The sequence below is a fragment of the Enterococcus sp. CWB-B31 genome, assembly GCF_020567645.1.
Classification (GTDB): domain Bacteria; phylum Bacillota; class Bacilli; order Lactobacillales; family Enterococcaceae; genus Enterococcus_L.
Map to the genome: position 1 here is coordinate 1 of NZ_JAJDJW010000017.1, position 25,272 is coordinate 25,272.

The following is a 25,272-nucleotide window of genomic DNA, read 5'->3' on the forward strand; positions in this document are numbered from 1 at the left end:
CGTACCCGAATTTTCTTACTCAACGGCCTTATTCAATACAAATAAAAAACACCGGAGAAGGAGTTCGATTCCTTCTTCCGATGTTCATTGGTGATACTATCAGTCCGATTTGACAAAGAGCCTTTAACTTCTCAATTTCCGGCTGCAATGAAAAAACACCAAAAAGCAAACTTCAAATAATTTGCTTTTTGGTAATAGAAGTTAGTTTTATTCTATATTTTCCAGCACTTCTTTTTGAACCTCCAATGCTCTGTTTGCAAGTGCTTCGTAACGTTCTTTTTTGTCTCTTATACGAGCCGGAAGCTCCGGAAATAAACCAAAGTTGGCATTCATCGGCTGGAAATGCTTGCCTTCTGCATGCGTAATATAATAAGCCATACTACCCATTGCTGTTTCTCTCGGCAAGATAACAGGTTCTTCTCCCTTAGCCAATCGTGCCGCATTTCTTCCTGCCAAAAGTCCGCTTGCCGCACTTTCCACATAGCCTTCTACACCAGTCATCTGTCCGGCAAAGAAAAGATCTTCTCTTTGTTTTGACTGATAAGTAGGCAAAAGCAGCTCAGGCGAATTCATAAAGCTGTTTCGATGCATGACACCATAACGAACAAATTCAGCATTTTCCAGTCCCGGAATCATTTGAAAGACACGCTTTTGCTCCCCCCATTTTAAATGGGTCTGAAAACCGACAATATTGTAAAGTGAAGCAGCAGCATTATCTTGTCTCAATTGAATAACTGCATAAGGGCGCTTTCCCGTTTTCGGATCTTCCAGTCCAACAGGCTTCATCGGTCCGAATAACATGGTTTTAATGCCGCGTTTTGCCATTACCTCAATTGGCATACAGCCTTCAAAAAACTTTTCTTTTTCAAAGGTTTTTAGAGGAACCACTTCGGCTTCCACTAATGCTGCATGGAAATGATTAAATTCTTCTTCTGTCATTGGACAATTCAAATAAGCGGCTTCTCCCTTATCGTAGCGGGATTTCAAATACACTTTATCCATATCTATTGTTGCATAATCAATAATTGGAGCGGCAGCATCATAAAAATAAAAACCTTCCGAACCATTAAAAGCTTTTACTTCTTCTGAAAGCTTTTCGGAAGTCAGCGGACCAGTTGCAATAATCGTGATCCCTTCTGGAATTTCAGTAATTTCTTCATTCTTAACAGTGATCAGCGGATGATTCTTAATTCGTTCAGTCACTGTTTGAGAAAAACTGTCACGATCCACAGCAAGTGCCCCGCCTGCCGGCACCGCTGTTTTGTCAGCAGAGCCGATAATGATGGAATCCATTCGCCGCATTTCTTCTTTTAGTACGCCTACCGCATTTGTCAGACTGTTTCCTCTCAGAGAATTAGAACAAACTAATTCTGCAAATTCTTCTGTTTGATGAGCTGGTGTTTTTTTAACTGGTCTCATTTCATATAAAGTAACGGGTACTCCTGCCTGTGCAACCTGCCATGCAGCCTCGCTTCCTGCAAGACCCGCTCCTATAACTGTGACTGTTTTTGTCATTTACTTCCTCGTTTCTGTATTATTATTGCTTTTTTGGAAAAGAACAAGGGGCTGTGACATTCGTATGTCTCGAACCCCTAAAACTGAATAAACGGCATTTCAGCCTTTAGATGCATTGAGAATTGGAACGAAGCAAAAACCGCAGATACAAAGCGACACGCTTCCATAAGCTTCCTTGACAATTTTCGGTTTGTTGGATTAAATCACAAAGAACAAAGTGACTCAATGTTTTCTTGCATAAACGCTCGTCACAGTTTAGAGTCTGCAAGTAGTGAGCATCCCTACCCCCTAGTTCTCGAAAGTAAACACTTTTGCTCCTGCGGTTACTCGTCGCAGTTAAGTTCGTGCATGTGCTCCTGCAGTTATTCGTCGCATGAAGTACTTTGTCACGGTCTCTTTCGTTCTTTGTTTTTCAATCTATAATATAAAGGGGTTAAATTCTTTAATTAGATGCTTTACCTGACTTGGCGAAAAACCGATTATAAGAAAATTTCGAGTTATATCGATAAGCTTAACAACTAATAGGATTATTTTTGAACATTTTCTTCGTAATCACCATTAATACAAACGACCTGTTTGCCGCCTTTAACTTTCTTTTCAACAAGATACTGATCACACTTCGGACAGTTTCGTCCAACTGGTTTATCCCATGAAGTGAAATCACAGTCTGGATAACGGCTGCAGCCGTAGAACAAACGATTCTTTTTCGATTTTCTTTCGATAACCTGTCCCTCATGGCAAACCGGACAGGTAACACCTATTTCTTTGACTATTGGTTTTGTATTGCGACAATCCGGAAAATTACTGCAGGCATAAAACTTTCCGTATTTCCCTAGCTTAATGACCATTGGGTGACCACATAAGTCACAGTCAAATCCTGCAGGTTCATCTTTTATCTGGATTTTCTCGATTTTTTCTTCCGCAATTGTCAGTTCTTTTTCAAACGGCTTGTAGAACTGATCGATCACCTCAATCCATTTTTCAGTTCCTTCTTCGACATGATCAAGGTTGCCTTCCATTGAAGCGGTGAAGTGGACATCAACAATTTTAGGAAAGAATTCGACAATCAGACTGTTGACAATTTCTCCGAGTTCAGTAGGCTCAAACCGTTTATTGGTCAATTTAACATAATATCGACGCTGAATAGTTTCCAAAGTCGGAGCGTAAGTCGAAGGACGCCCCACACCGTTTTCTTCCAGTGTACGAATCAGAGTCGCTTCACTGAATCGTGCAGGAGGCTGAGTAAAGTGCTGTTTTGGTTCAATGTCCACAGCTAGTACGATATCTCCTTCTTCCATGTCAGGAAGAATATTTTCTTTATCCTCTTTTCCGTCATCACGTCCTTCAACATAGACCTGCATGAATCCTTTGAATTTTATCTTTGATCCATTTGCAATAAAGATAACGCCATTTTGATTCAATGTTACTTTCATTGTATCCAAAATAGCCGGTGTCATCTGGCTGGCAACCATTCGTGACCAAATCAATGTATACAGCTTTAATTGGTCTTTATCAAGGTATTGTTTAATTTCATCCGGTGTCCTGAGTACACTGGAAGGACGGATAGCTTCATGGGCATCCTGTGCTCCCTGAGCATTCTTGCTTTTTCGTCCGCCGTGTGCAGAATATTCTTTGCCGTACTTTTCTTCAATAAATGTTGCGGCTTCAGCTTTTGCAGAATCAGCCAATCTGGTAGAATCTGTACGCATGTACGTAATCAGCCCGACAGTCCCCTGTTTTCCAAGTGCGATCCCCTCATAGAGTTGTTGAGCAACCATCATGGTTTTGCGAGTACGGAAGTTCAGTTTTCTGGCAGCTTCCTGTTGAAGACTGCTGGTTGTAAACGGCAACGCAGGATTGCGTTTTCGTTCTTTCTTTTCAACTTTGTCGACATTGTACTCTTTTCCATTCATTCGGTCTGTTACTTCTTTAACAGCTTCAGGATTAGGGAGTTTCTTCTTCTTTCCGTCCAGTCCCCAGAAATTTGCCTTAAACTTCTTTCGACCCTTTTGGAAATTACCGTCTATGCTCCAGTATTCTTCTGGAACAAATTTCCGGATTTCATGTTCCCTGTCAATAATAATTTTTAAAGCTACTGACTGAACACGTCCTGCACTTAACCCTTTTTTTACTTTGCGCCATAAAATCGGACTGATGGAGTAGCCGACAATTCTGTCCAATACGCGACGTGCCTGCTGTGCATCCACTAAATCCAGATCAATTGCCCGAGGCTCCTTAAAGGCTGCTTTTACAGCTTCCTTTGTGATCTCGTTAAACACAACCCGGTTTTTATCATTGATGTTCAATCCCAGTAAGTGAGAAAGGTGCCAGGCAATGGCCTCCCCTTCTCTATCCGGATCGGCTGCGAGATAGACTTTTTCGGCTTTTTTTGCTGCAGCTTTCAATCCCTTGATTACATCGCCTTTTCCTCGGATTGAGATATAATGCGGTTCGTAATTATTTTCAAAATCGATGCCCATTTTACTCTTAGGCAAGTCGCGAATATGACCTACGCTGGCAACCACTTTGTAATTTCTTCCTAAATATTTTTCAATCGTTTTGGCTTTTGCAGGTGATTCTACAATTACTAGATATTTATACGCCATTAAACGTGCGGCTCCTTTCAGGGTTCCCTTTTTTACTATTTCCTACTATATATATAGAATAAAAACTCACAAATCGTAGTTCATCATATCTATTCATTTTGTGTTTGTCAAGGATTGATATAGTGAACTAGCGAAAAAAATTGAGCTCCTCTATAATATTTTGTGGCGAAAAAATGGCTTTAGCACCCTCATATATCAGGGTGTGACAGCCTTCTGAATGAGGCAGAAAAATATTTCCCGGTACAACGAAGACTTCCCTGCCATATTCCAATGCTGATTGAGCTGTTATTAAGGAGCCGCTGTTTCGTCTGGCTTCTATCAAGCAAGTTGCCTGACAGAGTCCTGCAATGATTCGGTTCCTCATGGGAAAATGATGTTTTCTGGGAGGCGTACCATTGGGATGTTCACTGATCAGCAGATGTTCCTTAGCTATTAATCGATGCAGGTAAGTATTTTCTTTGGGATAGCAAATATCCAGCCCTGTTCCAACAACTCCAATTGTTTGCCCCTGACTTTTGATCGCAGCTTCATGTGAGCGGCTGTCAATTCCTTTAGCCAATCCGCTGACAATGACCCAACCGGCCCCTGAAATGGCAGGAACAAATTCCCGAACGATTTTTACTCCATAGGAAGAGGCTTCTCTTGCTCCGACAAACGCAATGGATTTATGCTTTAACAGCTCTATATTCCCTTGATAGAACAAGACTGCCGGGCAATTATAGATTTCCTTCAGCAGAGGAGGAAATCGCTCATCCAGAATGGTCAAAAACTGATGTTCAGCCTGAAATTCCTGTAATTTTTCTGGATTTTCTGAGAGAGCATTCCAGGATTCTAAAAATAAAGATTCGTACCTTTTTACTTGACCAATACGAAGCATTTCTTCTTTTTTTATTTCGATCGATTCATTTTCCAGGATGAAGGATAAAATTTTTAGTCGTCCCAGATTTCCGATTCCCCGACAATTGACAAGCTTAAATAATAATGCCCTGATTTCTTTTTCCATAAAAAAAACCTTCCTTTCAAATACTATGTCTTAGATAGTATTTGCAGAAGAAGACTTATTTTATTTTATTCGCAATAATTTTTTACGGGAGCAAACGTTTTTCGATGAATCGGACAAATTCCCCGATGCTTAATCCCTTCAATGTGTTCCTTTGTTCCATATCCGGCATTTTTTTCAAATGCATATCCCGGAAACAGTTTCGCGTAGTCTTCCATCAAACGATCTCGGCAGACTTTAGCTACAATACTTGCGGCAGCAATGGAAATTGAACGGGCATCTCCTTTGATTAAGCTTTTTTGAGGAATTTTTGTATCCAATTCCATAGCATCAATCAAAAGATAGTCGGGAATAAAATCCAAATCCTCAATTGCCATCCCCATAGCCTTTTTACTGGCCTGATAGATATTTATATGATCAATCTCTATGTGGTCAACCATCCCAATACCAATAGAAATCGCCTGATTTTGAATTAGATCATACAGCTCTTCTCTCTTTTTTGCGGAAAGCTGTTTTGAATCATTTAGCCCTAACAGTTTACAATCCTCCGGCAGGATGACTGCTGCTGCGACGACCGGGCCTGCAAGCGGTCCTCTGCCAACCTCATCAATTCCGGCAATCAGGCGGTATCCTTCCTGTTTTGCTTCCTTTTCAAAGATGGAAAGCTCCTGAAACTTTGCTGCTTCCTTTTCCTTTTTTAACAGGTTTCTCTCCCATTGTCCCAGTGCCTGCTGAACACCAAGACGCTGATCCTGCTGCCAGATTAACAGTCTTTCGTCTTCTCTGGAATGAACAGACTTTAATGCTATTTTTATTTCCTTGATTGATTCATTCTTCATCCCTTGCTGCTCCTAACTCTTCCCAACGATCTAGTGTAAATGTACCTAACTTTCCGCTGCGGATTTCCTGAACAATCATTTCGCTTGATCGATCATAGTCCTCTTTAAAGCCGCGTTTTTTTGTAATCAGCATTAACAGCTCTGCTGGCGGTAAAAATAGTTCGTCATCTGTGATCCCATAGCGTTCTTTAATACGATCTGGATAAAAACGGCTGAAAAACTCTAACCCATAAATAGCCAGATCATCAAAATGAAGCAGCTGATCTTTGATGGCACCTGTCAAAGCCAGTTTTTTCCCGATTTCAGGATCTTCGAACTTTGGCCATAAAATCCCAGGAGTATCAAGAAGCTCCAGATCTTTCCCTGATTTCAACCATTGTTGTCCCTTGGTTACTCCTGGCTTATTCCCAGTCTGAGCGATCTTCTTTCCCACGAGCCGATTCATCAGCGTAGATTTTCCGACGTTTGGAATACCAATACAGATTGCACGAATCGCACGAGGTTTTAATCCCCTGCTTCGATCCCGTTCAATTTTATCCTTCAATGCCTTTTTTGCTTCTTGAATGATCTTGTTTATTCCGATATTTTGCTGTGCGTTGATGACTAAAGTATGAAACCCTTTTTCCTGAAAATAATTCTGCCATTTTTTACTTTGTTCACTATCTGCGAGATCGCCTTTATTCAATAAAACCAGTCGTGGTTTCTGCTGAACAATTTGATCCATCATTGGATTTCTTGAAGACAAAGGCAGCCGAGCATCAACCAGCTCAAAAACAATGTCAACAAATTTTATTTTTTCTGATACTTCTCGACGGGCTTTGGCCATATGCCCTGGAAACCATTGAATATTCATGCTTATCACCTACCTAACTAATGATTTTAATATGTCTTAACGGATAATAGACAAAGCGTGCTTTACCTAAGATGTATTTACTGTCCACTGCACCAAAAGAACGGCTGTCCTTTGACATCCGACGATTGTCCCCCAATACAAAATAACTTTCATTGCTCAGCTGATCTTGATTGAGAAGACTGGAAAGTTCAAAGTCCGTTGTATACGGCTTCACATCATCTTCGTTTTTCTTGCTTTTATTTTCTTCCAAAAAAGGCTCTGCTATTTTTTCATTATTAATATACAATTGATCGTTTTCATAACGCACAGTATCTCCAGGAAGACCAATGACTCTCTTTACATAAATTTCTCCATTCGGCAATTGGAAAACAATAACATCAAAACGATTGACATCTGTAAACTTTTCCATTAGAACCATGTCACCCTGACTCAAGTTCTTCTCCATGGAATTTCCATCAATGGGAACAGGAATTAATAGAAAACCTCTCAAAATAAATAATATGACCAAAGAAGGTATCAGTAATTTCATAAAAGAAATAAAACATGCGATATATTTATTTTTCCCTCTCATAAATTTCTACCTTCCTCCATTGTAATATAACAAAAGCAGCTGCTTTTATACAATTTTAAAGCAGACAGTTATTTCCCCAGCTTTTCAACAGCCTTATTATAAGCCGTATCGTTTATCTGAATTTTGATTTTTAACAATTCTTCAATCTTATCAGCTGTCTCCTGATTTACCTGACCAGTAACAGAAAGTCCTTTTTCAGACTGCAGAGTCTCAATTGCTGTCTTCGTACTGCTGTTGAATTCATCTGATTCATTTACATCATAATCCAGTGCTTTCAGCATTTTATTTACGTTCATCACGGAGTCAGACTGACTCCCTTCTTCCAGAACCTCACTCCTTGAAATGGGAGAAAGATAAGCATAATCCGGATAATCTGCTTCAACGGTCGGTTCCAACCCTTCTTCATGAATCCAGTTTCCTTCCGGGGTCAGCCATTTCAAAATAGACAGTTTCAAGCTGCTGTGATCAGTAATTCCTTTTACAGTCTGAACAGTTCCTTTTCCATAAGTCGTCGTTCCGATGACATCAACATTGCCGGATTCTTTTAAAGCTGCTGCAAAAATTTCAGCTGCACTGGCGCTTCCACCATCGACAAGTACCACAACTGGTTCTTTTACTTTAAAACCGCCGTCCAGTTCAGAAGAAGCTGTATGCTCTGTAATATTACCATCCTTATCTTCGAATTGGACAATTACTTTACCATCCTCTAAAAACATGCTGCTCATCATTTCCACCTGATTCAACAAACCGCCGGGATTTTGCCGGAAATCCAGTACAAATGATTCTGCCCCTTCTTTCCGCAGATCTTTAATAGCTGTTTTCAATTCCTTAAATGTATTTCCGCCAAAGGATGAGACACGAATATTACCAATTTTACTGTTTTTTGCATCAATTTCACTGCTGACTGTCTCAATCGGAATTGTATCTCGCTCAATAATGACATCAAAGGTTTCGCCTTCTCTTAAGATTGTCAGCTGAACTTCCGTCCCTTTTTCTCCTCGAATTTTACTCACTGATTCAGACAGTGTCAGACCTTCTGTAGGCTCACCGTCTATTTGCAGGATCGCATCATTTACCTTCAATCCATTTTTTTCAGCAGGTGAACCTTCAATAGGGGCCTGAGTGACTGTAGGTACTTTATCAACCAGTCCCATTGAAGCTCCAATTCCTTCGAAGCTCCCGGAAACCTCATCGCTCAGCTCAGATGATTCTTCATCACCCAGATAAGAAGAATAAGGATCATCCAACGATTCCATCATTCCCTTTAAAGCTCCTTCAACCAATTCTGATTCATCTACTGATCCAACATAATTTTCCAGAATATTATTATAAAGTCCGTGAACCTCTTTCAAGTCTCCTGCATCACTTGTCTGCTGAGAAATATAACTGCTGAACAGACTGCTAAAATAAATATAACAACCGCCCACTGCAATAATTGCTGTACAAATAATGGAAACAACATATTGATAATAGGGTACTTGACGATGATTTTTTCTCATTGCTTTTGTTCTCTCCTTATTGCTCGCTCCTGTATTGACCGATTAGTCTAGTTTACCATGAAAAAGATAATGAAAAAAGCTGTTTCAAAGTAAATTAAACGAAATTCATTTGTTGCTTGCAAGGAATCGTTCTTGATTTTTACATTTTTAACAAAACAGAAAAGGGGAGTGTAACAAACCTATGTCACAGCCCCCTAAAAACCGAATAAACGGTGTTCCAGTCTTTATATACTTCAATCCTCGATACATGCCATTTAAGCAGTGTATCTGCGGTACTCGCTTCTTTCCGTTCCTCGATACATGCCATTTAAGCGATGTATCTGCGGTACTGGCTTCTTTCCGTTCCTCGATACATGCCGTCTAGTTCCTACAAGGCATCCTACCAGTTATCCTGCAAGTTTTCTTATCATTTTCTTGAATTCCTTCTTGGTGTCATAAATCACTGCGATTCACTTGTCAGAGTAGATGATGCATGTTATCTGCTGCTTGAAGCTGGGCGCAGCTTCTTGTCGTATGGAGCAGCTTAGGTACATCCTCTTTCTAGTCAGGTTCCTTATTTGTTATTCTCCAAATACTTTTCCCATAATTCGTCAAAAATAGTCATTGTGGACAGATAGTTTACTTCCATTTCTAAATAGGAGGAAAGTTCGTTATAGTCTTCTGAATGCTTTGGGAAACGAATATCTTTCGCTGCTGCATTGGCAAATTTAGTTTCAGTATCTGCTGCCGGTCCTTTTAAAGTGATCAGGTAATGATAAAAACTTCTTCTCATTTTATTTCTTTCTCCCATTTTTTTTCTAAAAATTCGCTTCTTAGCTCATGGGCTTTTTCATATCTCTTCGGCTCTTTTTTATAAAAGTCCTGATGATAGTCTTCTGCAGGATAAAAGACAGCCGCCGGTTCAATTGTTGTTACAATTTTTTCTTTGAAGCGCCCGCTGTTCTGCAGCTCCTGTTTACTTTTTTCAGCAATTTCTTTTTGTTGTTCATTCAGATAAAAGATTACTGGTCGATAGTTATCTCCACGATCTTCAAACTGCCCTAATGCATCTGTCGGATCGGTCTGCTGCCAATAAATCTCCACTAATTTCTCGTAGGAAATAATCTGGTCATCAAAAATAATTTCCACAGCTTCCGTGTGACCAGTCCTATGACTTTTTACCTGTTCATAGGTTGGGTTTGCTGTGTGACCGCCTGTATAGCCTGATGTCACCGATATAATCCCAGGCTGCTGATCAAACGGTTGAATCATACACCAGAAGCAGCCCCCTGCAAAAATTGCTTTTTCTGTCATAATACTTCCCCTTTCCTGCTATTCTTCTGAAGTGTTTGAAGTTTCAGTGTTCTTCTCATTATCTGATGGCAGATAGAGATTCACCCGTATATCATCATCAATCAGATTAATTTTTTCTGCACGAATAAATAATCCGTTTTGCATTCTAAATTCATCTAGTTTTAATAATATATATTTTTCACTGGGATTAACTTCAACCCACCCCGGTAAATTGTAGTCCCTTTTCACAAAATTCAGAATATCCTTTATAGGAAGCCCTAGTGTTCCTACAGAGAGACTTTTGGCTTTTAGCTGAACATTACCTCCGTCAACAACATAGGGATCAAAATAGAGATTAAACTGAATCGGATAACCCAAAACTTTAAACGTTCCTGTCAGCATAGCTTCATTTTCAAGATAAAAGTCATACGTAATATCAGTGTCTTTTTGGAACTCATTTAAAAAAAATTCAATTAATGAATTGATTTGCTGTTTGTTGGACTGGATACTCAGAACCGGGGTTCCCTCTATACTGGTTGTTTGGGATGAATTAATGTTTGGTTCTCTCACCTGGGTAACTCTAATTCCTATAAACAAAATGATTCCAGCTAAAATCCCAATAATTGTCAGACAGGCAATTTTCCATGGGTTCAGCTTTTTTTTAGGCTGGCTATTCTGATGACTATTCGTCTTTTTCATCTTTTTTGTTTTCTTCTTTGTTTTTTTTGATTTTATTTCTTCTGATCCTGCCATAGGCTTCATTCACTCTCCTTGAACAGCCATTCGTCTTTAGTTTTTATCATTATTTCTCTCACTGCATTTGCCATTAACTGATAACCAATATTATTCGGATGGAAATGGTCCTCCTCATAAATAGCATTATTCGTGATCGCTTTAGAGCTTGTGTCTTCTTCCGCTCCGGTTATACCGACATCGCCAGCTACACCTTTATACAACAAGTCATTAATCGGAATAAAATACATGTTATTCTGCTCAGACACAGTTTCTTCTGTTCCATCATTCCAATTGTTCACAATCTGCTGCATCTCAATGATTTCCGGAAAATAAAGATAAAATGGATTGTAAATGCCTAATATGTATACAGGTGCAGCTTCATTATATTTTCGAATTTCATTCAAGAGTGAGCTGATTTGCCCCTGATAGTTTTTCAGAGGTTTTTTGAAAGACTCCACTGTTAAATTGAAGACATCCCCTTTTATTACTTTCATCAGGTCATTACCCCCAACTGTCAAAGTAATTAAATCAGCTTCACCCAACTGTTTCTGAATATCTTCACTCTTTTTTATCCGCTTCAAAATTTGATCACTTCGATCACCATTTTTACCAAAGTTTTCAACATCAACTGCATTTACATTATATCGATCTTTAATTTCATTAGCCAAAATTGGTACAAAGCCGCCGGAATTTGTCAGATCACCGACTCCTTCTGTTAAGGAGTCACCAATAGCAACATATTTAATAATATCCTTGTTGTTCTCATTGGGGACACTTGTTTTTTGTGTATTAAAATAAGGCTGAGCTTTAGGTACTATAAAAAAAAGCAACAGCAAGGTAAGCAGAGCCGCTCCAAAAGGAACTACAAGCATCAGCCAATTTTTTTGAAAAAAGTCTTTCATCTTCAGCCCCTCTTTCATTCTCAAAAAGAGAGCAGGAGCTCTATCAGCTCGGATATCCTCCTGCTCTTCAATCTCAATATGTGATAAAACAGATACATTTCACAGCTTGATACGAAAAGCCAAGCAACTCGATGACTCATCGTCTCTGCTTGGCTTCTGAAACATCCAATTTAAACGTTCTTATTTTGTATAGTACATTATTGCAAAGGCGCCTTTACCAGTATGTGTAGCAATCACCGGATTTGTATGCAAAACAGGAATATCCATATCAGGGAACAGTTTTTGCAGCCCATCTTTGAAATAGTTTGCCAGTTCTAAACCATCCGCATGAGAAATCCCAATCTGACGGATATTAGAAAGTTTTTCCAGTTCAGTCTTTAGTTCATCAAACCATTTATTAAATGTTTTAACGCCGCGTCCCTTTATAACTGGAATTAATTCTGAATGATCAAAGTCCATGACCACTTTCATATTAAATATATTTGACATTAATCCGGTTGCACGGCTGATTCTTCCGCCTTTAACCAGATTGTCCAGTGTAGAAATACCTATAAACAGTTTTGTATTTTCTTTAACATGCTCTACTTTAGCCAAAATTTCAGGAGTATCTGCACCATTTTGAGCCAGCTTCGCAGCTTCAATCACTTGAAAAGAGAGCCCTTGATCTACAAAATCGCTGTCGATGACCGTTACCTTGCTGGAAGTCAGATTGCTTGCTTGTCTGGCAGCCTCAACTGTTCCGCTCAACCCTTTTGTCATATGGATAGAGATAATCTCACTGCCGTCTTTTCCAAGTTCATCATACAGTTCGACAAATTCTCCAATTGGCGGCTGACTGGTTTTGGGTAAAGCCTTTGCTTCCTCCATCATATGCATAAACTGTTCGCCTTCTAAATGGTCATCATCAGGATAGACAACACCGTCTATCATAACGGATAAAGGAATCATGTGGATATTTAAATTGTCCCGTACTTCCTTTCTCATCGTACAGGAGGAATCAGTCACAATTTTTACATTTGTCATAAAATTAACCACTCTTTCTTTAAAAACAACCTTCATTCATGATAGAATGATTATATGGTTTCAGTTATGGATATAGTATAACAGACCGAAAATAATTTTTCATCAAATTAAAATGAAGGAAGTTGATTTCTTGGAAAAAGCTGGATTTTCCCGCAAATATCTAATTGTCAATGAAGTACTCAATGCTGTTACCCATGGAATCGGCTTTGGTCTGAGTATTGCAGGCCTGGTCATATTACTGGTAAAAGGAACAAATTTGGACTCGGCGCTTTATGTTGTCTCTTATGCTCTATATGGTTCAACACTGATTTTGCTGTTTCTCTCTTCCACGCTGTTCCACAGTCTGATTTTCACTAAGGCGAAGAAAGTTTTTCAGGTATTTGATCACAGCTCCATCTTTTTATTGATTGCAGGGAGCTATACACCATTTTGCCTGTTAAGCGTGCAGGGGTGGTTAGGCTGGACACTGTTTGGATTGATTTGGTCATTGGCTATTGCAGGAGTTGTTTATAAATCGGTCACTCTGCATAAACAGGATACTGTAAAATATGCTTCAACTGTTATTTATATAATTATGGGCTGGTTGTGTCTGATTGCAGCAAAGCCGTTGTATGAAAGCTTGAGTTTTACGGGTCTGGCACTTTTAGTTTCCGGAGGCGTTTCATACACGCTGGGAGCACTATTCTACAGCTTAAAAAATGTACGGTTTATGCATGTTGTCTGGCATCTATTCGTGATGGCCGGAGCAGGTTTTATGTTTTTTTCAGTTTTATTTTTCACTTAAATAAGATAGCGCGGATTATTTTTATTATTCCGCCGCTGTCTTTTTGTTTTTCTTAAGAATTAACTCTATACAGAATTACATTTTATTTTTTATCATTATTTTTCTATCTGTAAAACTAAAATATAAATCTCCATACTACCTTGTCTCTATTTTTCCACTTTCGATAAGTTCTTCCCGTTAGTTTTGAAGTAGTCCCTTTTCTACTTCTCCATCATCGCTGCCCATAGCTTTTGAAGCTGCTTCTCTATCCGTTTAGTAATTTTCATCTCATAATGTGTCTTTAAAATCAATATTTTCGAGGTCAAACTCAGTATTCTGAATATATTAAGAGTTTATTCCCCATAAGTTTAACAGATCTCGTTCAAAATTTATTTTAGAATAGGCTTTCATTATTTCTCCATCCGTAGGCTCCCATTGTTTCTGCTATTTCATTCTAATATTTTAGTTCCATTTTTTACCTGTATACGATACGTCCGTCCTTTCTATTCGTTTATACTGAAATTAAAATTCCAGTTCATAACCATAAATTATATCATTCGCATATTCTTTGCCAACACTAAACCAGAACTTTCCAAACAGCTCTTCCTCTATAGTGCTGCTTGTATCAGCAGATTTCTTTTCAATAACCTTTGCCTCTTTCTTTTTAGTGATCGTTTCACCAGCAGCAGAAAAAAAGAATAAAAAAATGAGTATTTGTACTTTACAAAACGAACAAACATTCGTATAATATAAATACGAACACAGGTTCGAATTTCTCGTGAGGTGATAATAATGAAAGCAGTACGTCGTGGCGGCTTTATATTTTTTGTTTTGTTGATTGGTATTTTTTTGGGTACATTGGGCTTACCAGCTGCATTGCTAATCGTCAGTCCTCTCTTTATCATCTGGTTCATGCTTTGGGATGAAAAACGTTATACTGAAGAACGCAGAAGACAGGAAAGTCAGCAATATTCTGTCTACCGAAAATATCATTAAGATCGAGCAGATCCTATTATAAAAAAACGGTGTGAAGGAAAATTCCTCACACCGTTTTACTGTTTAATAATCCATTAAGGTTACAATTTCATAATTAGAGATTTTATCTCTCCCATGCAACTCCTTCAGCTCAATCAGGAAGGCACAGCCGACAACGATACCGCCTAATTGTTCGATTAATTCAGTTGTTGCTTTAATTGTGCCGCCTGTAGCAAGTAAATCATCGCAAATCAGCACTCTTTGTCCAGGCAGAATTGCATCTTTATGGATAGTTAAAGTATCTGTACCATATTCTAAATCGTACGTCACTTCAATCGTTTCACGAGGCAGTTTACCTTTCTTGCGAACTGGAGCAAAGCCTACACCAAGCTCATAGGCAACCGGACAGCCAACAATAAATCCTCTGGCTTCAGGCCCCACAACCATATCAATCCTTTTTTCTTTTGCGTAATCAACGATTTGCTTCGTTGCTTCACGATAAGCATCTCCATTTGCCATCAAAGGAGAGATATCTCTAAAGATAATTCCTTCTTCGGGATAATCAGGGATACTTGCAATATAATCTTTCAAATTCATACTTATTCTTCCTCCTCGTTCAACAGCCAGCTCAGCAATACTTTACGATCGCTGTATAGTAAAAATTCTTCTACCTTAATTTTCTTCAATCGTTTTTGATAGACTTCACTTTCTGTCAACGGATGATTTTCAGGGGTATCAACATTTCTTAAAATGCCGTCTTCTATTGTAACAAATCCCAAATCAAAAAACACCTGAATCATGAAAATTAATAGTTTTTCCTGGATTTGCAGATAATTTGAAACAGTATCCAATTTATAACGAACATCCAATGTTCCCTGTTTACGAATCAATGAATAAAGCTTTGAAAACTGCTCCCTTGATCCAGTTCCATTCAAATAAGCTTCATCAGTGGAAAGACCTAAAAGATAAATACGATTGACATTGACGCCTTCAATCAACTGTTTAATATCATCCAATTCATCAGGACAATCGACAATAACTAATTGTTCAATTGTCATCCCGTTTGTTTCAGATAAAAGCTGCTCAGACGACTCATAGTAGAGCATATTTCCTATATCAGTTTTTAAAAGTTTGACACTTTCCTTTTGAAAATAAACAAATAACGTATTCTTCTCTGGAATGTCTTGCTGCTGGTTCGCTTTCCCTCTTAAATCAAACAATTGGATATCTTCTATGGAATAGTCTTCTGCCATTAACTGAGGCTTTTTATTACCATTCCATTCATTTATAGAGAGCTTCCCTGCAATATTACAACGGTTTTCAGCAAATTCTTTGGCGTCTTTACCCATTTGGAATGCAATGACATCCAGCGAAGCAGAGCCGTCAGTTATCTGCAGCTTCAAATGATCTTGCTGCGCCCCGATTTGTCGAACCTGAATAGCAGCCACCTTTTTATAAGAGAAATTCGGCATCGGATTATCTGTTCCAAAAGGAGCGAGCAGCTTTAACTGGTTGATAAAAGAGAGTGTTGTCTCTTCTATTGTAAGAACTTCATCGATCTGCAATTCCTGTCCCTGTGAAAGGTCAATTGCATTTTTCTCAATATAATGAATCAGCTGCTCTTTCAGTACATCAATATTTTCCACAGGCAGTGTCATTCCGGCAGCCATATGGTGCCCGCCAAAATGAGTAAAGAGCTCTCTCTTTTCATTTAATGCATCATACATATTCAACGTAGACACACTTCTTCCTGAGCCTTTAGCGGTTGATCCGTTCTCATCAATCGTCAAAACGATTGTCGGTTTCCCTGTTTCCTGCATGATGCGGCCTGCTACAATCCCCAAAACACCTTCATGCCAACCTTTTTGAGCTAAAACATGGATAGAAGATTTCAAATCAAGTAAAGTAAAAGCCTCTTCCGTGATTGTTTCGACAATCTTTTTACGTTCAGTATTTTTTTCTTCGATAAATTTTGCAATACTCAATGCTTCGTCTTCATCAAAGGTCGTCATTAATTCAACTCCTGGAGCTGCTTCTCCCAGTCTTCCAAGTGCATTTAAACGAGGACCAATCGCAAAGCCAATATTTTCTTCAGAAATTTCTTCTTTTTTTAAGCCGGCTGAGTGAATCAACGCATCTAATCCGATACGATCTCCCGATTGAATCATCTTGAGCCCCATCTGAACCAACATCCGATTTTCCCCGGTTAATGAAACCAAATCGGCAATCGTCCCAATAGCAACCAGATCAAAAAACTCAGTGGGAGTCTCTCCAAGTAAAGCTGAAGCAACTTTGAACGCCACGCCGACTCCAGCTAAATCACCAAAAGGATAGTCTCCCTTGGGATGTTTAGGATGAATCACAGCGAGGGCATCCGGTAAAATTTCGGGCAATTCATGGTGATCTGTAATAATTACATCAATTCCCTGTTCTTTTGCATAGTTTACAGCTTCATGTCCGGCTACACCGTTGTCCACAGTAATGATCAGCTGAATGCCGCTTTCAATCTTTTCTTTAAAAACAGACAAATTCGGGCCATACCCGTGAATAAATCGATTGGGTAAAAAATAATCTACTTCTCCACCAATCAGCTCAACAGCTTCCTTCATCACCGTAGTACTGGTAATACCATCTGCATCATAATCACCGTATACCAGAATCCTTTCTCCCTGTTCAACGGCCTGCTGGATTCGTTCAATTGCCTTATCCATTTCGTAAATTAAAAAAGGATCATGAAGTGCTTCAATTGAGGGAGTTAAAAAAAGGGCCAGCTGTTCAGATGTTTGTATGCCTCTTTGCCACAGCAGCTTGCCAACCAGCGGACTAATATTTTTTTCATTCAGTAATTCTGTAAATTCTTCTGAAAAGACTGGATTTTCAGGATATTTCCATATATACTTAGATTTTTTCACATCGTCACTCCTAACCAAGTAATTATAACAAAATCAGGATCAAAACTAAAGATAAGTCCATCATTTGAAATTAGGAGAATTGATTTCTACAATAATCCTTATGTTAATCAATCAAAATCTTTGGTCCGCCTTTTTATGCACAAAAAAAGGCTGAGTATTACTAAAAATACCAGACCTTTCTTGTTCCAATGAGCGAAGCAACAGTAAAACAAACATGACATGCTTCAAGCTTTTGCTCTAGCCTATTCTAATTTATTTACTCTGAAAAAGGCTCTTCCTTCTCTTTTAATTCTACTGGCAAACCTTTTTCCTCAAGTAAGTGATCATACTTTTGCTGAATTTCAGCCAGTTTATTTTCATTGCTTCTCTCTGTTCGTTCAACAGCTTCCTTGACAAGCTTGTCAGACTCATCTTTGTATGAATCTCTTTCTTCAATCAGGTTCTTAATCCGCTTTTTTTGATCCAAAATTGTTGTAACTGAAGTAATCAGCCCTACTATTGCTCCAATAATGGCAGAGCCCAGTATAATTAATATAAGCGGTCCGGAAATTTTAGCGAAACCAAAACTTACAGGAACACTTTGACTGTTCAGCACAGCAAAAATCACAATAACCAACATAAGAAGAAACCCTACTATAACACGCCACTGATTCTTCATCTCAATTCCCCCACCATCTATTTTTTGTTAAAGATACTTACCGCCAAAAGATCACCCAAATGCGGCAGAAGAGTGTAGAGTCGTGCTGCACCTTCCATGATTCTTGGTCGATTTATTTCACGTTTATAGGTGCCCATACTCTGCACTATTTCATTGGCAAGCTGCTGAGGATCTAAGACGAAGAGTCCTAATGATTCCAAATAATCTCCTGAAGGATCCGCCTGATCAAAAAAGTTTGTTGCGATCGGTCCGGGATTCACTGTTGTTACAGCAATTCCTAAAGGTCTCAGTTCAAGACGAAGCGCATTTGAAAAACCTAAAACGGCAAATTTTGTTGCAGAATAAATACTTGTTTTAGGCGTTGCCATTTTCCCAGCCATTGAAGCAACATTAATAATATGTCCACTCTGACGTTCTGCCATCCCCACTGCAATTTTCTGAGTAAAGACCATCATCCCCAGAACATTAACATTAAACATATTTCGTGCAACATCTAAATCTGTATCGAGAAAGTTATCGAAAATACCAAAACCGGCATTATTTACAAGAATATCCACAGCACCCACTTCTTCAGTTATTCGGCCAATCACATAATCCACATTTTCAGGATCAGATATATCCAGCTGGAAAGAAAACGCTTTTTTGCCGCTTAGCTCTTCACAGCGCTCTTTAACCTTACCGATTAGATTAATACGTCTGGCACATACTACTACAACAGCTCCTCTGCAAGCTGCTTCGTAGCATACTTGTTCACCCAAACCAGCTGAACCGCCAGTTACTACAACCACCTTATCATTTAAATCCTGCCAAAACCTCATTTTTTCTCCTCCTGCTTCTATTTTCGGAATGGAACATCCAGAATATCCATATCCTTAACCGCTGTTACAAATGGGAATAATTCTTTTGCTTCATCTTCAAGCTGAATAATATCTCTTGTTAAATACCGGGCACTGATGTGTGTTAAAACCAGCTGCTTAACCTGCGCTTCTTTGGCTATCTCGGCAGCCTGATGACTGGTGGAATGATAATAGTTCTTTGCCATTTTTGATTCATCCTTATTAAAGGTACTTTCGTGCACTAAGACATCTGCATTTTTACCAAGTATAACACTATTCGCTGTTTTTCTGGTATCTCCTAAAATAGTAACGATTCTTCCGGCTCTCTTTTCTCCGACAAAGTCTTTTCCATTGATCACCTGTCCATCCTCAAGCTCCACTGTTTCTCCACGTTTTATCTTACCATATAAAGGACCTGATGGGAGACCCAATGCCTGAAGCTTTTCTACTTGAAGTTCACCTTCATGATCGGATTCAACAATCCGGTAACCAAAACTCAAGATTCCATGCTCTAAAGGCAGACACTCAACCTTAAACTGTTTATCTTGAAAAACGATACCGCCATCCGTCAGCTCATGAAAAACAATAGGATAAGACAGACGTGTCTTTGACACATTTAAAGAGGTTTCAATAAATTTTCGAATCCCTTCCGGTCCATAGATATCCAACTGTTCATCCCCACCTTGAAATGAACGGCTGCTCAGCAGCCCCGGCAAACCAAAAATATGGTCTCCGTGTAAATGGGTAATAAAAATTTTTTCGATTTTTCTTGGACGAATGGTACTTTTTAAAATTTGAAGCTGTGTTCCTTCACCGCAGTCAAACAACCAGACAGCATTTCGCTCATCCAGCAATTTCAAAGCGATACTGCTTACATTACGGTGTTTCGCTGGTACTCCAGCACCTGTACCTAAAAATTGTAATTCCATTGGTTCCCTTACTTTCCATTAGATTTCTTCTTCATTTTAGAAGAAAGCAGCCTCATTGGCAAATAAAATTATTTTATCGGTAAAATAACCGTAAAAGTTGTTCCTTTCGGTGTTGTATCTGATACTGATATTTTACCATGATGACTTTCAGCAATCCATTTAGCAATGGCCAGTCCAATCCCGTAGCCGCCGGTTTTTCTGTTACGTGACTGATCGCCTCTGTAAAAGCGATCAAAGATCTCTTTTTTCTGTTCGTCTTCAATTCCGATCCCCTGATCAACCACATTAATAATCCATTCATTTCTCTCTACTTTAGAACTTAACAAGACCTGATCCCCTTCATTTGTATATTTTAATGCGTTGTCCAAAAGAATAATCAGCAGCTGCTTGATTTTTTGGCGGTCAATCGCTGCCTGTCCTTCTTTTTCGATATTAATCTTAAGTTCTTTATTTTCTGCTTCTGCAAGCTCCTGATACGGAGTCAGAGAAGTTAATAAAAAGTCTTTTATATTGACCGTTTCTTTATCGAGAATAACAGCGTTTGAATCAGAACGTGCCAGCAGCAGCAGGTCGCTTGTTAATTCGCTAAGTCGCTGAACTTCTGTCAATGAGGCAGCAATAGTTTCTGATTCCTCAAGAATCGTATGATTCGGCTTTGTAAACAGCTTTTCAAGCTTAGCCTGAATAATGGTTAACGGCGTTCGTAATTCATGAGAAGCATTTTCTACAAATTCCAGCTGTTTTGCCCAGGAAACCATAATCGGCTTCATCGACCATTTCGACAGGAAATAGCTTAAAATAATCGAAAGAACTCCAAATACAACCATACAAACAATAAGTATCTGTTTTACCCGCTCAATGGTTCCTTTAATAGGATCAGTATTAGTCAAAATCTGGACATAGGCAACATCGGAAGTTTCATCGTCAATAATCGGCACCGTAATGGAGCGAAACTGCAGCACTCTTTCGTTGCTGTCCTTCACTGTAATGCTATTGATGGTATTCAAACTCTCAGTAGATAATTTTACATTCTGAAGGTCATCATATCGTGAGCCTAGACTGTCCTCATTTATAATTTCACCCTCAGCTGTCCATAAGATTACCTGCTGCTGGAAACTGTTTTTAGGCGGTATTTTATCTTCACTATTATTTCCATTTCCTATAATCGGATCATTTTGCGGCAATTGACCAAAGCGATCGAAATGAGCCATTTTTATTTGCATATTTAGGAACTGATCATTTTCAGACATCCTCGTAAGCTCTGTGTCAACAGATTGATAAATAGAGGTTTGAAGAAGTTGAAAGACAATGATTCCGAGGATTAGAAAAATACTGGAAAATGAAATCATGTTCACTACAAAATAACGAATTCGTTGATTTTTAGTTCGTTGTTCCTTCATTGTCTCACTGACCTTCCTCTTCCGGCTGGAATAAATAGCCGACATTTCTCAATGTTTTAATCCATTTATCCAGTTCAAACGGTTTTAAATGTTTTCTCAGGTTACTCATGTACACTTCGACAACCGTCAGGGTCGTATCTGACTGAAAGCCCCAAATACGATCAAACAACTGATCTTTTGTAATAATTCTCCCTTTATTCTGCATGAGATATAAAAGTAAATCAAATTCTTTTCCCTGAAGCTGAATATCCTGTTGTTGATAGTGTACTTGCCGATTGTTGATTTCAATACACAGCTGGCCTATTCTCAATTCGTTTTTCGGATTTAGTCCGAGAGATCTGCGAAGCAGTGCCTGCACTCTCATTAACAGCTCTTCTCTATGGAACGGTTTTGTTAAATAATCATCTCCCCCATTCTTAAAGCCATTCACTTTATCCTCCAGACCGTCTTTTGCAGTTAAAATCAAAACCGGTGTATAGATCTTTTTTTCTCTTAGTTTAGTCAGTATCTGTTCTCCTGAAAGACTTGGAAGCATTAAATCAAGTACGATTAAATCGTAGACTTCTCTTTCTCCTTCATAAAGTCCCTCTTCCCCATCGTAAACCTGCTCAACTTCACCGATTTCAGATAATATCTCACTGATACTATCTGACAATATTTCGTCATCTTCCACTAAAAGTATCTTCAACCTACTCTCCCCTCTCTATTACTCAAATTAAAGACTCCTAAATCAACAATAGAAGGGTACGACTAATCTGGTCTACCGGATTGTCCCACCCTTTCAAACTAGTTTTTAATTCGTTGCTCATTGGTTCATTCAACAACAAAGATTCTGACACATTCACACTTATTGCTTATTGATCGTCTGAATTATTATCTTTTGCGTTTTCTGTCCACGCATTATTTGCCGCATCTTTGACTTTCTTTTCAACAGTTTTTGCTTTATCCAGTTCCTGCTCGACATCCTCATAAACAAGGCGAGTAATCTCTCCTCCCAGTTCGTTCATCACTAACTGATTTAAGGGACGGTTATCATCTTCATCTGCAATTAAGACTAAACCGGTATGTCCTTCCGTAATTTTATTCGACATATGTTCGAAAACTGATTGCGCATTTCGAAGCTCTTTGGCGTCTTGTGTTGCTCCGATCATACTTCCCGCAAACCAGCCCAGCAAAATACCCAGAGGACCGCCCAAAATTCCAATGACCATCCCGATAAAACTACTTTTAGCAGTACGGTCATTCCCTGTAAAATCAAGGAAGTCATTGATTTTGAATTGGTGTACTCCAGTATTAACATGTGTCACAACCGCCATCTGTTCCCCCTTAATCTGCCGTTCTGCATATAACCTCTTCAATTCAGAAAATGCTTGGTACGCCTGACTTTCAACTTTAAAATTCATGATGATTACACGTCTTGACATTTGATCACCTCATTTAGTTTATTCCTTTATTCTATCAGCAAAACCTGTGTAAGAACAATAAAATAACCTGTATTTTGTTATCTTCTTCCTTGGCCGCCCGTCTGTCTGTCGAAAGCTGCTAAGCCCATCCTGAGAAACAGAAGTCGTCTGTTCGTTCAGTGTACCCAATTCTGAGCCTCTGCTGTAACTGCCGTTTTGATAGAATCCAAAGCTTGATGTTCCTGTACTTTCACCGCCTGAATATAACGCAAGAGTTTTTCTCGAAACTATTTCAGACATGTTAACAACAACATAATCAAAGTTCTTGGAAGTCTTGAAAGCAGCTACTTCATTTCCATCAGCAGCCTGTAAATGAATAAGTGTATCAGCCTGTTGTGTAGAATTAAAATAGATGACTGCTGCTGTCTGATCAGAAGTATCACTAATACCAATCCAATAGCCATCCCTGAGTTTTCGCTGGCAATCAAAGTCATTAAATGCCCTTCATAATCAGGGACACTATTCTCGCCGTTGAACGGACTATCAATAATCAACGTGCCGTCTGTCGTCATTGTCACCCCTGTCTCCTTCGACTTCACCATAAATTGTGCTGCCGTTTATTTCCAGATACTTGCTGCTGTTATAATCGCCGATAGGGTCGCCAAATCTGTTCCCGACAAATGTACCAGCGTTGCCGTCGCTTCCTCCGGCTGCATTCTTTCATTTCAATGCAATCCCTCCCTTACAGTTCAAAGTATAGGTGAGCCAGCATAAAATAAGCTTAAAAAAAACGCCGCAGCAACAGAGAAGGTCTCTGTGACTATGACGCGTTTCATACATTTATTTTTTTGCTAAACTGAACTTGCAAAAGTTAAATTTCTTTCAAATTCAGAAATTATTCAACAAATTCAAATTCAAAGCCGCCGATTCGAACGATATCACCATCTTTTGCTCCACGGGCACGCAGCGCTTCATCAACGCCCATTCCCCGCAGCTGTCGAGCAAAACGCATAACCGTTTCATCATGATCAAAATTAGTCATTTGGAATAGTTTTTCCAGAGATTCTCCAGACAACACCCAAGCTGCATCTGAATCACGGTCAATTGTAAATTCCGGACCCTCTGACTGGAAGCCGTAACGGACTGTTTCTTCCTCAACCTCATCTGTGTAAAGAGGAAATTCAGGAGTCACATCCAGCAAATCAGCAGTAGCATTTAACAATGGTTCCAGTCCTTTTTTAGACACACCTGAAACCGGAAAAATAGGTAGTTCATCTGCATACTCATCTGTGCGCTCTTTGGCAATTTCTTCCTTGAATTTCTTCAGATTTTCTTCTGCTTCGGGCATATCCATTTTATTCGCTACAATAATTTGAGGACGTTCCATTAAACGAAGATTATGAGAAGCCAGTTCTTTATTAATAGCTTTATAATCCTCGTATGGATCTCTGCCTTCCACTCCGCTCATGTCAATTACATGGAGAATAACTCTTGTCCGCTCAATATGTCTCAGAAACTGTGTGCCGAGTCCGACTCCCTGAGAGGCCCCTTCGATCAGACCGGGCAAATCCGCCGCTGCAAAGCTTCGACCATCGCTAGTGGTCACCATACCGAGATTGGGAACCAAAGTTGTAAAGTGATAGGCACCAATCTTCGGTCTGGCTGCTGATATAACAGACAGCAAGGTAGATTTCCCGACAGAAGGAAAGCCGACTAAACCGACATCTGCCAAAACTTTTAATTCCAGTTCAATTCTTCTTTCCTGACCTGGTTCACCATTTTCAGCGATTTCCGGAGCCGGATTTCTGGCAGAAGCAAAACGGGTATTTCCACGGCCGCCGCGACCGCCTCTGGCAATAATCAGCTCCTGACCATTTTCAATTAAATCACCAATCAAGACGCCTGTATCAGCATCCCGTACTGTTGTTCCCTGAGGTACTTTGACATAAAGATCTTCTGCACCTCTTCCATGCATACTTTTACTCATTCCATTTTCACCTAAAGGAGCTTTAAAATGACGGTTAAAACGAAAATCCATTAAAGTACGCAACCCTTCATCCACCACAAGAACTACATTACCACCATTACCTCCGTCTCCGCCGGCGGGTCCCCCATCAGGTACATACTTTTCTCTTCTGAAAGCAACCATCCCATCTCCGCCTTTACCGGCTTTGACATCAATGACTACTTGATCTAAAAACATGGACATACGATTGTCCTCCTAATTCAATTAATTATCTGTTATCTTTTGATTGCTGAGACATTCCATGAACGCTTCTTCATATTAACAGGCACAATTATTTACACTATCATTATTCTGTCAAACATGCAAGAATCCCTCTACCTATCCTGCAAATAAAATAAGGCCCAGCCACTCAAAATTCTAGTGTAAGTATAGCATAAATCACTTTCAATAAAAAACTTCTTTACAGTAAAATTGCAGTTTTTCTCAGCATAATTTTATTGAAGATTGTTTTTTTCTGTATCTTATTGAAATCAAACTGATTTTTCTATTTATTGTTGCTCATCACAGGAGAAAGTAAAGAACCTCGACATAGTAAGTGGTATCTTTTGACAAAAT

Annotated in this window: 25 protein-coding genes; 2 read left to right on the forward strand and 23 right to left on the reverse strand. The window is 39.2% G+C overall.

Annotation, left to right across the window (positions count from 1 at the left end; genetic code table 11):
* Positions 1–207 precede the first annotated feature (207 nt).
* The 12 genes from trmFO to LI954_RS13225 all read right to left on the reverse strand — a co-directional run bounded on the left by trmFO (position 208) and on the right by LI954_RS13225 (position 12,815).
* A complete protein-coding gene (gene trmFO, locus LI954_RS13170; protein ID WP_202068888.1) occupies positions 208–1,515 on the reverse strand; it encodes an FADH(2)-oxidizing methylenetetrahydrofolate--tRNA-(uracil(54)-C(5))-methyltransferase TrmFO in 1,308 nt (435 codons plus the stop codon).
* Positions 1,516–2,042: 527 nt separating this feature from the next.
* A complete protein-coding gene (topA, locus tag LI954_RS13175; protein WP_202068890.1) occupies positions 2,043–4,121 on the reverse strand; it encodes a type I DNA topoisomerase in 2,079 nt (692 codons plus the stop codon).
* 127 nt (positions 4,122–4,248) lie between these two features.
* Entirely contained in the window at positions 4,249–5,124 is an 876-nt protein-coding gene (dprA, locus tag LI954_RS13180) for a DNA-processing protein DprA (RefSeq protein WP_229441027.1), read from the reverse strand.
* 65 nt (positions 5,125–5,189) lie between these two features.
* Positions 5,190–5,960 carry a ribonuclease HII gene (locus tag LI954_RS13185; RefSeq protein WP_202068899.1) on the reverse strand — a complete coding sequence of 257 codons (771 nt, stop codon included), beginning with the start codon at positions 5,958–5,960 and terminating at the stop codon, positions 5,190–5,192.
* Entirely contained in the window at positions 5,950–6,813 is an 864-nt protein-coding gene (ylqF, locus tag LI954_RS13190) for a ribosome biogenesis GTPase YlqF (RefSeq protein WP_202068901.1), read from the reverse strand. Before ylqF ends, LI954_RS13185 begins: the two co-directional genes overlap by 11 nt.
* Positions 6,814–6,826: 13 nt before the next feature.
* Complete coding sequence (lepB, locus tag LI954_RS13195) at positions 6,827–7,384, reverse strand: signal peptidase I (protein ID WP_202068902.1); 558 nt, start codon at positions 7,382–7,384, stop codon at positions 6,827–6,829.
* A 68-nt stretch (positions 7,385–7,452) separates the two neighbouring features.
* Entirely contained in the window at positions 7,453–8,883 is a 1,431-nt protein-coding gene (locus tag LI954_RS13200) for a S41 family peptidase (protein WP_229444692.1), read from the reverse strand.
* A 553-nt stretch (positions 8,884–9,436) separates the two neighbouring features.
* Positions 9,437–9,655, reverse strand: coding sequence for a YozE family protein (locus LI954_RS13205; RefSeq protein ID WP_229444693.1), 219 nt, complete (start codon positions 9,653–9,655; stop codon positions 9,437–9,439).
* Positions 9,652–10,176 (reverse strand): peptide-methionine (S)-S-oxide reductase MsrA, encoded by a 525-nt coding sequence (gene msrA, locus LI954_RS13210; RefSeq protein ID WP_202068905.1) that lies wholly within the window; start codon positions 10,174–10,176, stop codon positions 9,652–9,654. The genes LI954_RS13205 and msrA overlap by 4 nt, the downstream gene beginning before the upstream one ends.
* 18 nt (positions 10,177–10,194) lie before the next feature.
* A complete protein-coding gene (locus tag LI954_RS13215) occupies positions 10,195–10,908 on the reverse strand; it encodes a YpmS family protein (RefSeq protein WP_420705985.1) in 714 nt (237 codons plus the stop codon).
* Between the two features lie 5 nt (positions 10,909–10,913).
* Positions 10,914–11,792, reverse strand: coding sequence for an SGNH/GDSL hydrolase family protein (locus tag LI954_RS13220; protein WP_420705984.1), 879 nt, complete (start codon positions 11,790–11,792; stop codon positions 10,914–10,916).
* 180 nt (positions 11,793–11,972) lie between these two features.
* Positions 11,973–12,815 carry a DegV family protein gene (locus tag LI954_RS13225; protein ID WP_229444694.1) on the reverse strand — a complete coding sequence of 281 codons (843 nt, stop codon included), beginning with the start codon at positions 12,813–12,815 and terminating at the stop codon, positions 11,973–11,975.
* Between the two features lie 112 nt (positions 12,816–12,927).
* Between LI954_RS13225 and trhA the strand changes: the two genes are divergently transcribed.
* Both trhA and LI954_RS13235 read left to right on the forward strand, forming a co-directional pair.
* On the forward strand, positions 12,928–13,599 hold the full coding sequence (gene trhA / locus LI954_RS13230) for a PAQR family membrane homeostasis protein TrhA (RefSeq protein WP_420705898.1): 672 nt from the start codon (positions 12,928–12,930) through the stop codon (positions 13,597–13,599).
* Between the two features lie 771 nt (positions 13,600–14,370).
* Positions 14,371–14,574 carry a hypothetical protein gene (locus LI954_RS13235; RefSeq protein ID WP_202069208.1) on the forward strand — a complete coding sequence of 68 codons (204 nt, stop codon included), beginning with the start codon at positions 14,371–14,373 and terminating at the stop codon, positions 14,572–14,574.
* A gap of 63 nt (positions 14,575–14,637) precedes the next feature.
* On the opposite strand, the gene LI954_RS13240 is transcribed toward LI954_RS13235, so the two are convergent.
* From LI954_RS13240 to obgE, 11 genes are all read right to left on the reverse strand, one after another.
* A complete protein-coding gene (locus LI954_RS13240) occupies positions 14,638–15,150 on the reverse strand; it encodes an adenine phosphoribosyltransferase (protein ID WP_202069209.1) in 513 nt (170 codons plus the stop codon).
* 2 nt (positions 15,151–15,152) lie between these two features.
* A complete protein-coding gene (gene recJ, locus LI954_RS13245; RefSeq protein WP_229444695.1) occupies positions 15,153–17,465 on the reverse strand; it encodes a single-stranded-DNA-specific exonuclease RecJ in 2,313 nt (770 codons plus the stop codon).
* Positions 17,466–17,721: 256 nt separating this feature from the next.
* Positions 17,722–18,123: a LapA family protein gene (locus tag LI954_RS13250; protein WP_202069211.1), complete on the reverse strand. Its 402-nt coding sequence runs from the start codon at positions 18,121–18,123 to the stop codon at positions 17,722–17,724.
* 17 nt (positions 18,124–18,140) lie between these two features.
* Positions 18,141–18,941, reverse strand: coding sequence for an SDR family NAD(P)-dependent oxidoreductase (locus LI954_RS13255; protein WP_202069213.1), 801 nt, complete (start codon positions 18,939–18,941; stop codon positions 18,141–18,143).
* A gap of 17 nt (positions 18,942–18,958) precedes the next feature.
* Positions 18,959–19,888, reverse strand: a complete 930-nt coding sequence (rnz, locus tag LI954_RS13260; protein WP_202069214.1) for a ribonuclease Z — start codon at positions 19,886–19,888, stop codon at positions 18,959–18,961.
* A 68-nt stretch (positions 19,889–19,956) separates the two neighbouring features.
* Positions 19,957–21,288 (reverse strand): sensor histidine kinase, encoded by a 1,332-nt coding sequence (locus LI954_RS13265; RefSeq protein WP_229444696.1) that lies wholly within the window; start codon positions 21,286–21,288, stop codon positions 19,957–19,959.
* Positions 21,289–21,292: 4 nt separating this feature from the next.
* Positions 21,293–21,976: a response regulator transcription factor gene (locus LI954_RS13270; protein ID WP_229441032.1), complete on the reverse strand. Its 684-nt coding sequence runs from the start codon at positions 21,974–21,976 to the stop codon at positions 21,293–21,295.
* 166 nt (positions 21,977–22,142) lie between these two features.
* Entirely contained in the window at positions 22,143–22,712 is a 570-nt protein-coding gene (locus LI954_RS13275) for a DUF1269 domain-containing protein (protein WP_202069217.1), read from the reverse strand.
* Positions 22,713–22,730: 18 nt separating this feature from the next.
* Entirely contained in the window at positions 22,731–22,991 is a 261-nt protein-coding gene (locus LI954_RS13280) for a hypothetical protein (protein WP_229444697.1), read from the reverse strand.
* 44 nt (positions 22,992–23,035) lie between these two features.
* Complete coding sequence (locus LI954_RS13285) at positions 23,036–23,293, reverse strand: hypothetical protein (protein WP_229444698.1); 258 nt, start codon at positions 23,291–23,293, stop codon at positions 23,036–23,038.
* A 293-nt stretch (positions 23,294–23,586) separates the two neighbouring features.
* Positions 23,587–24,900, reverse strand: coding sequence for a GTPase ObgE (obgE, locus tag LI954_RS13290; RefSeq protein WP_229444699.1), 1,314 nt, complete (start codon positions 24,898–24,900; stop codon positions 23,587–23,589).
* Between the last annotated feature and the right edge of the window lie 372 nt (positions 24,901–25,272).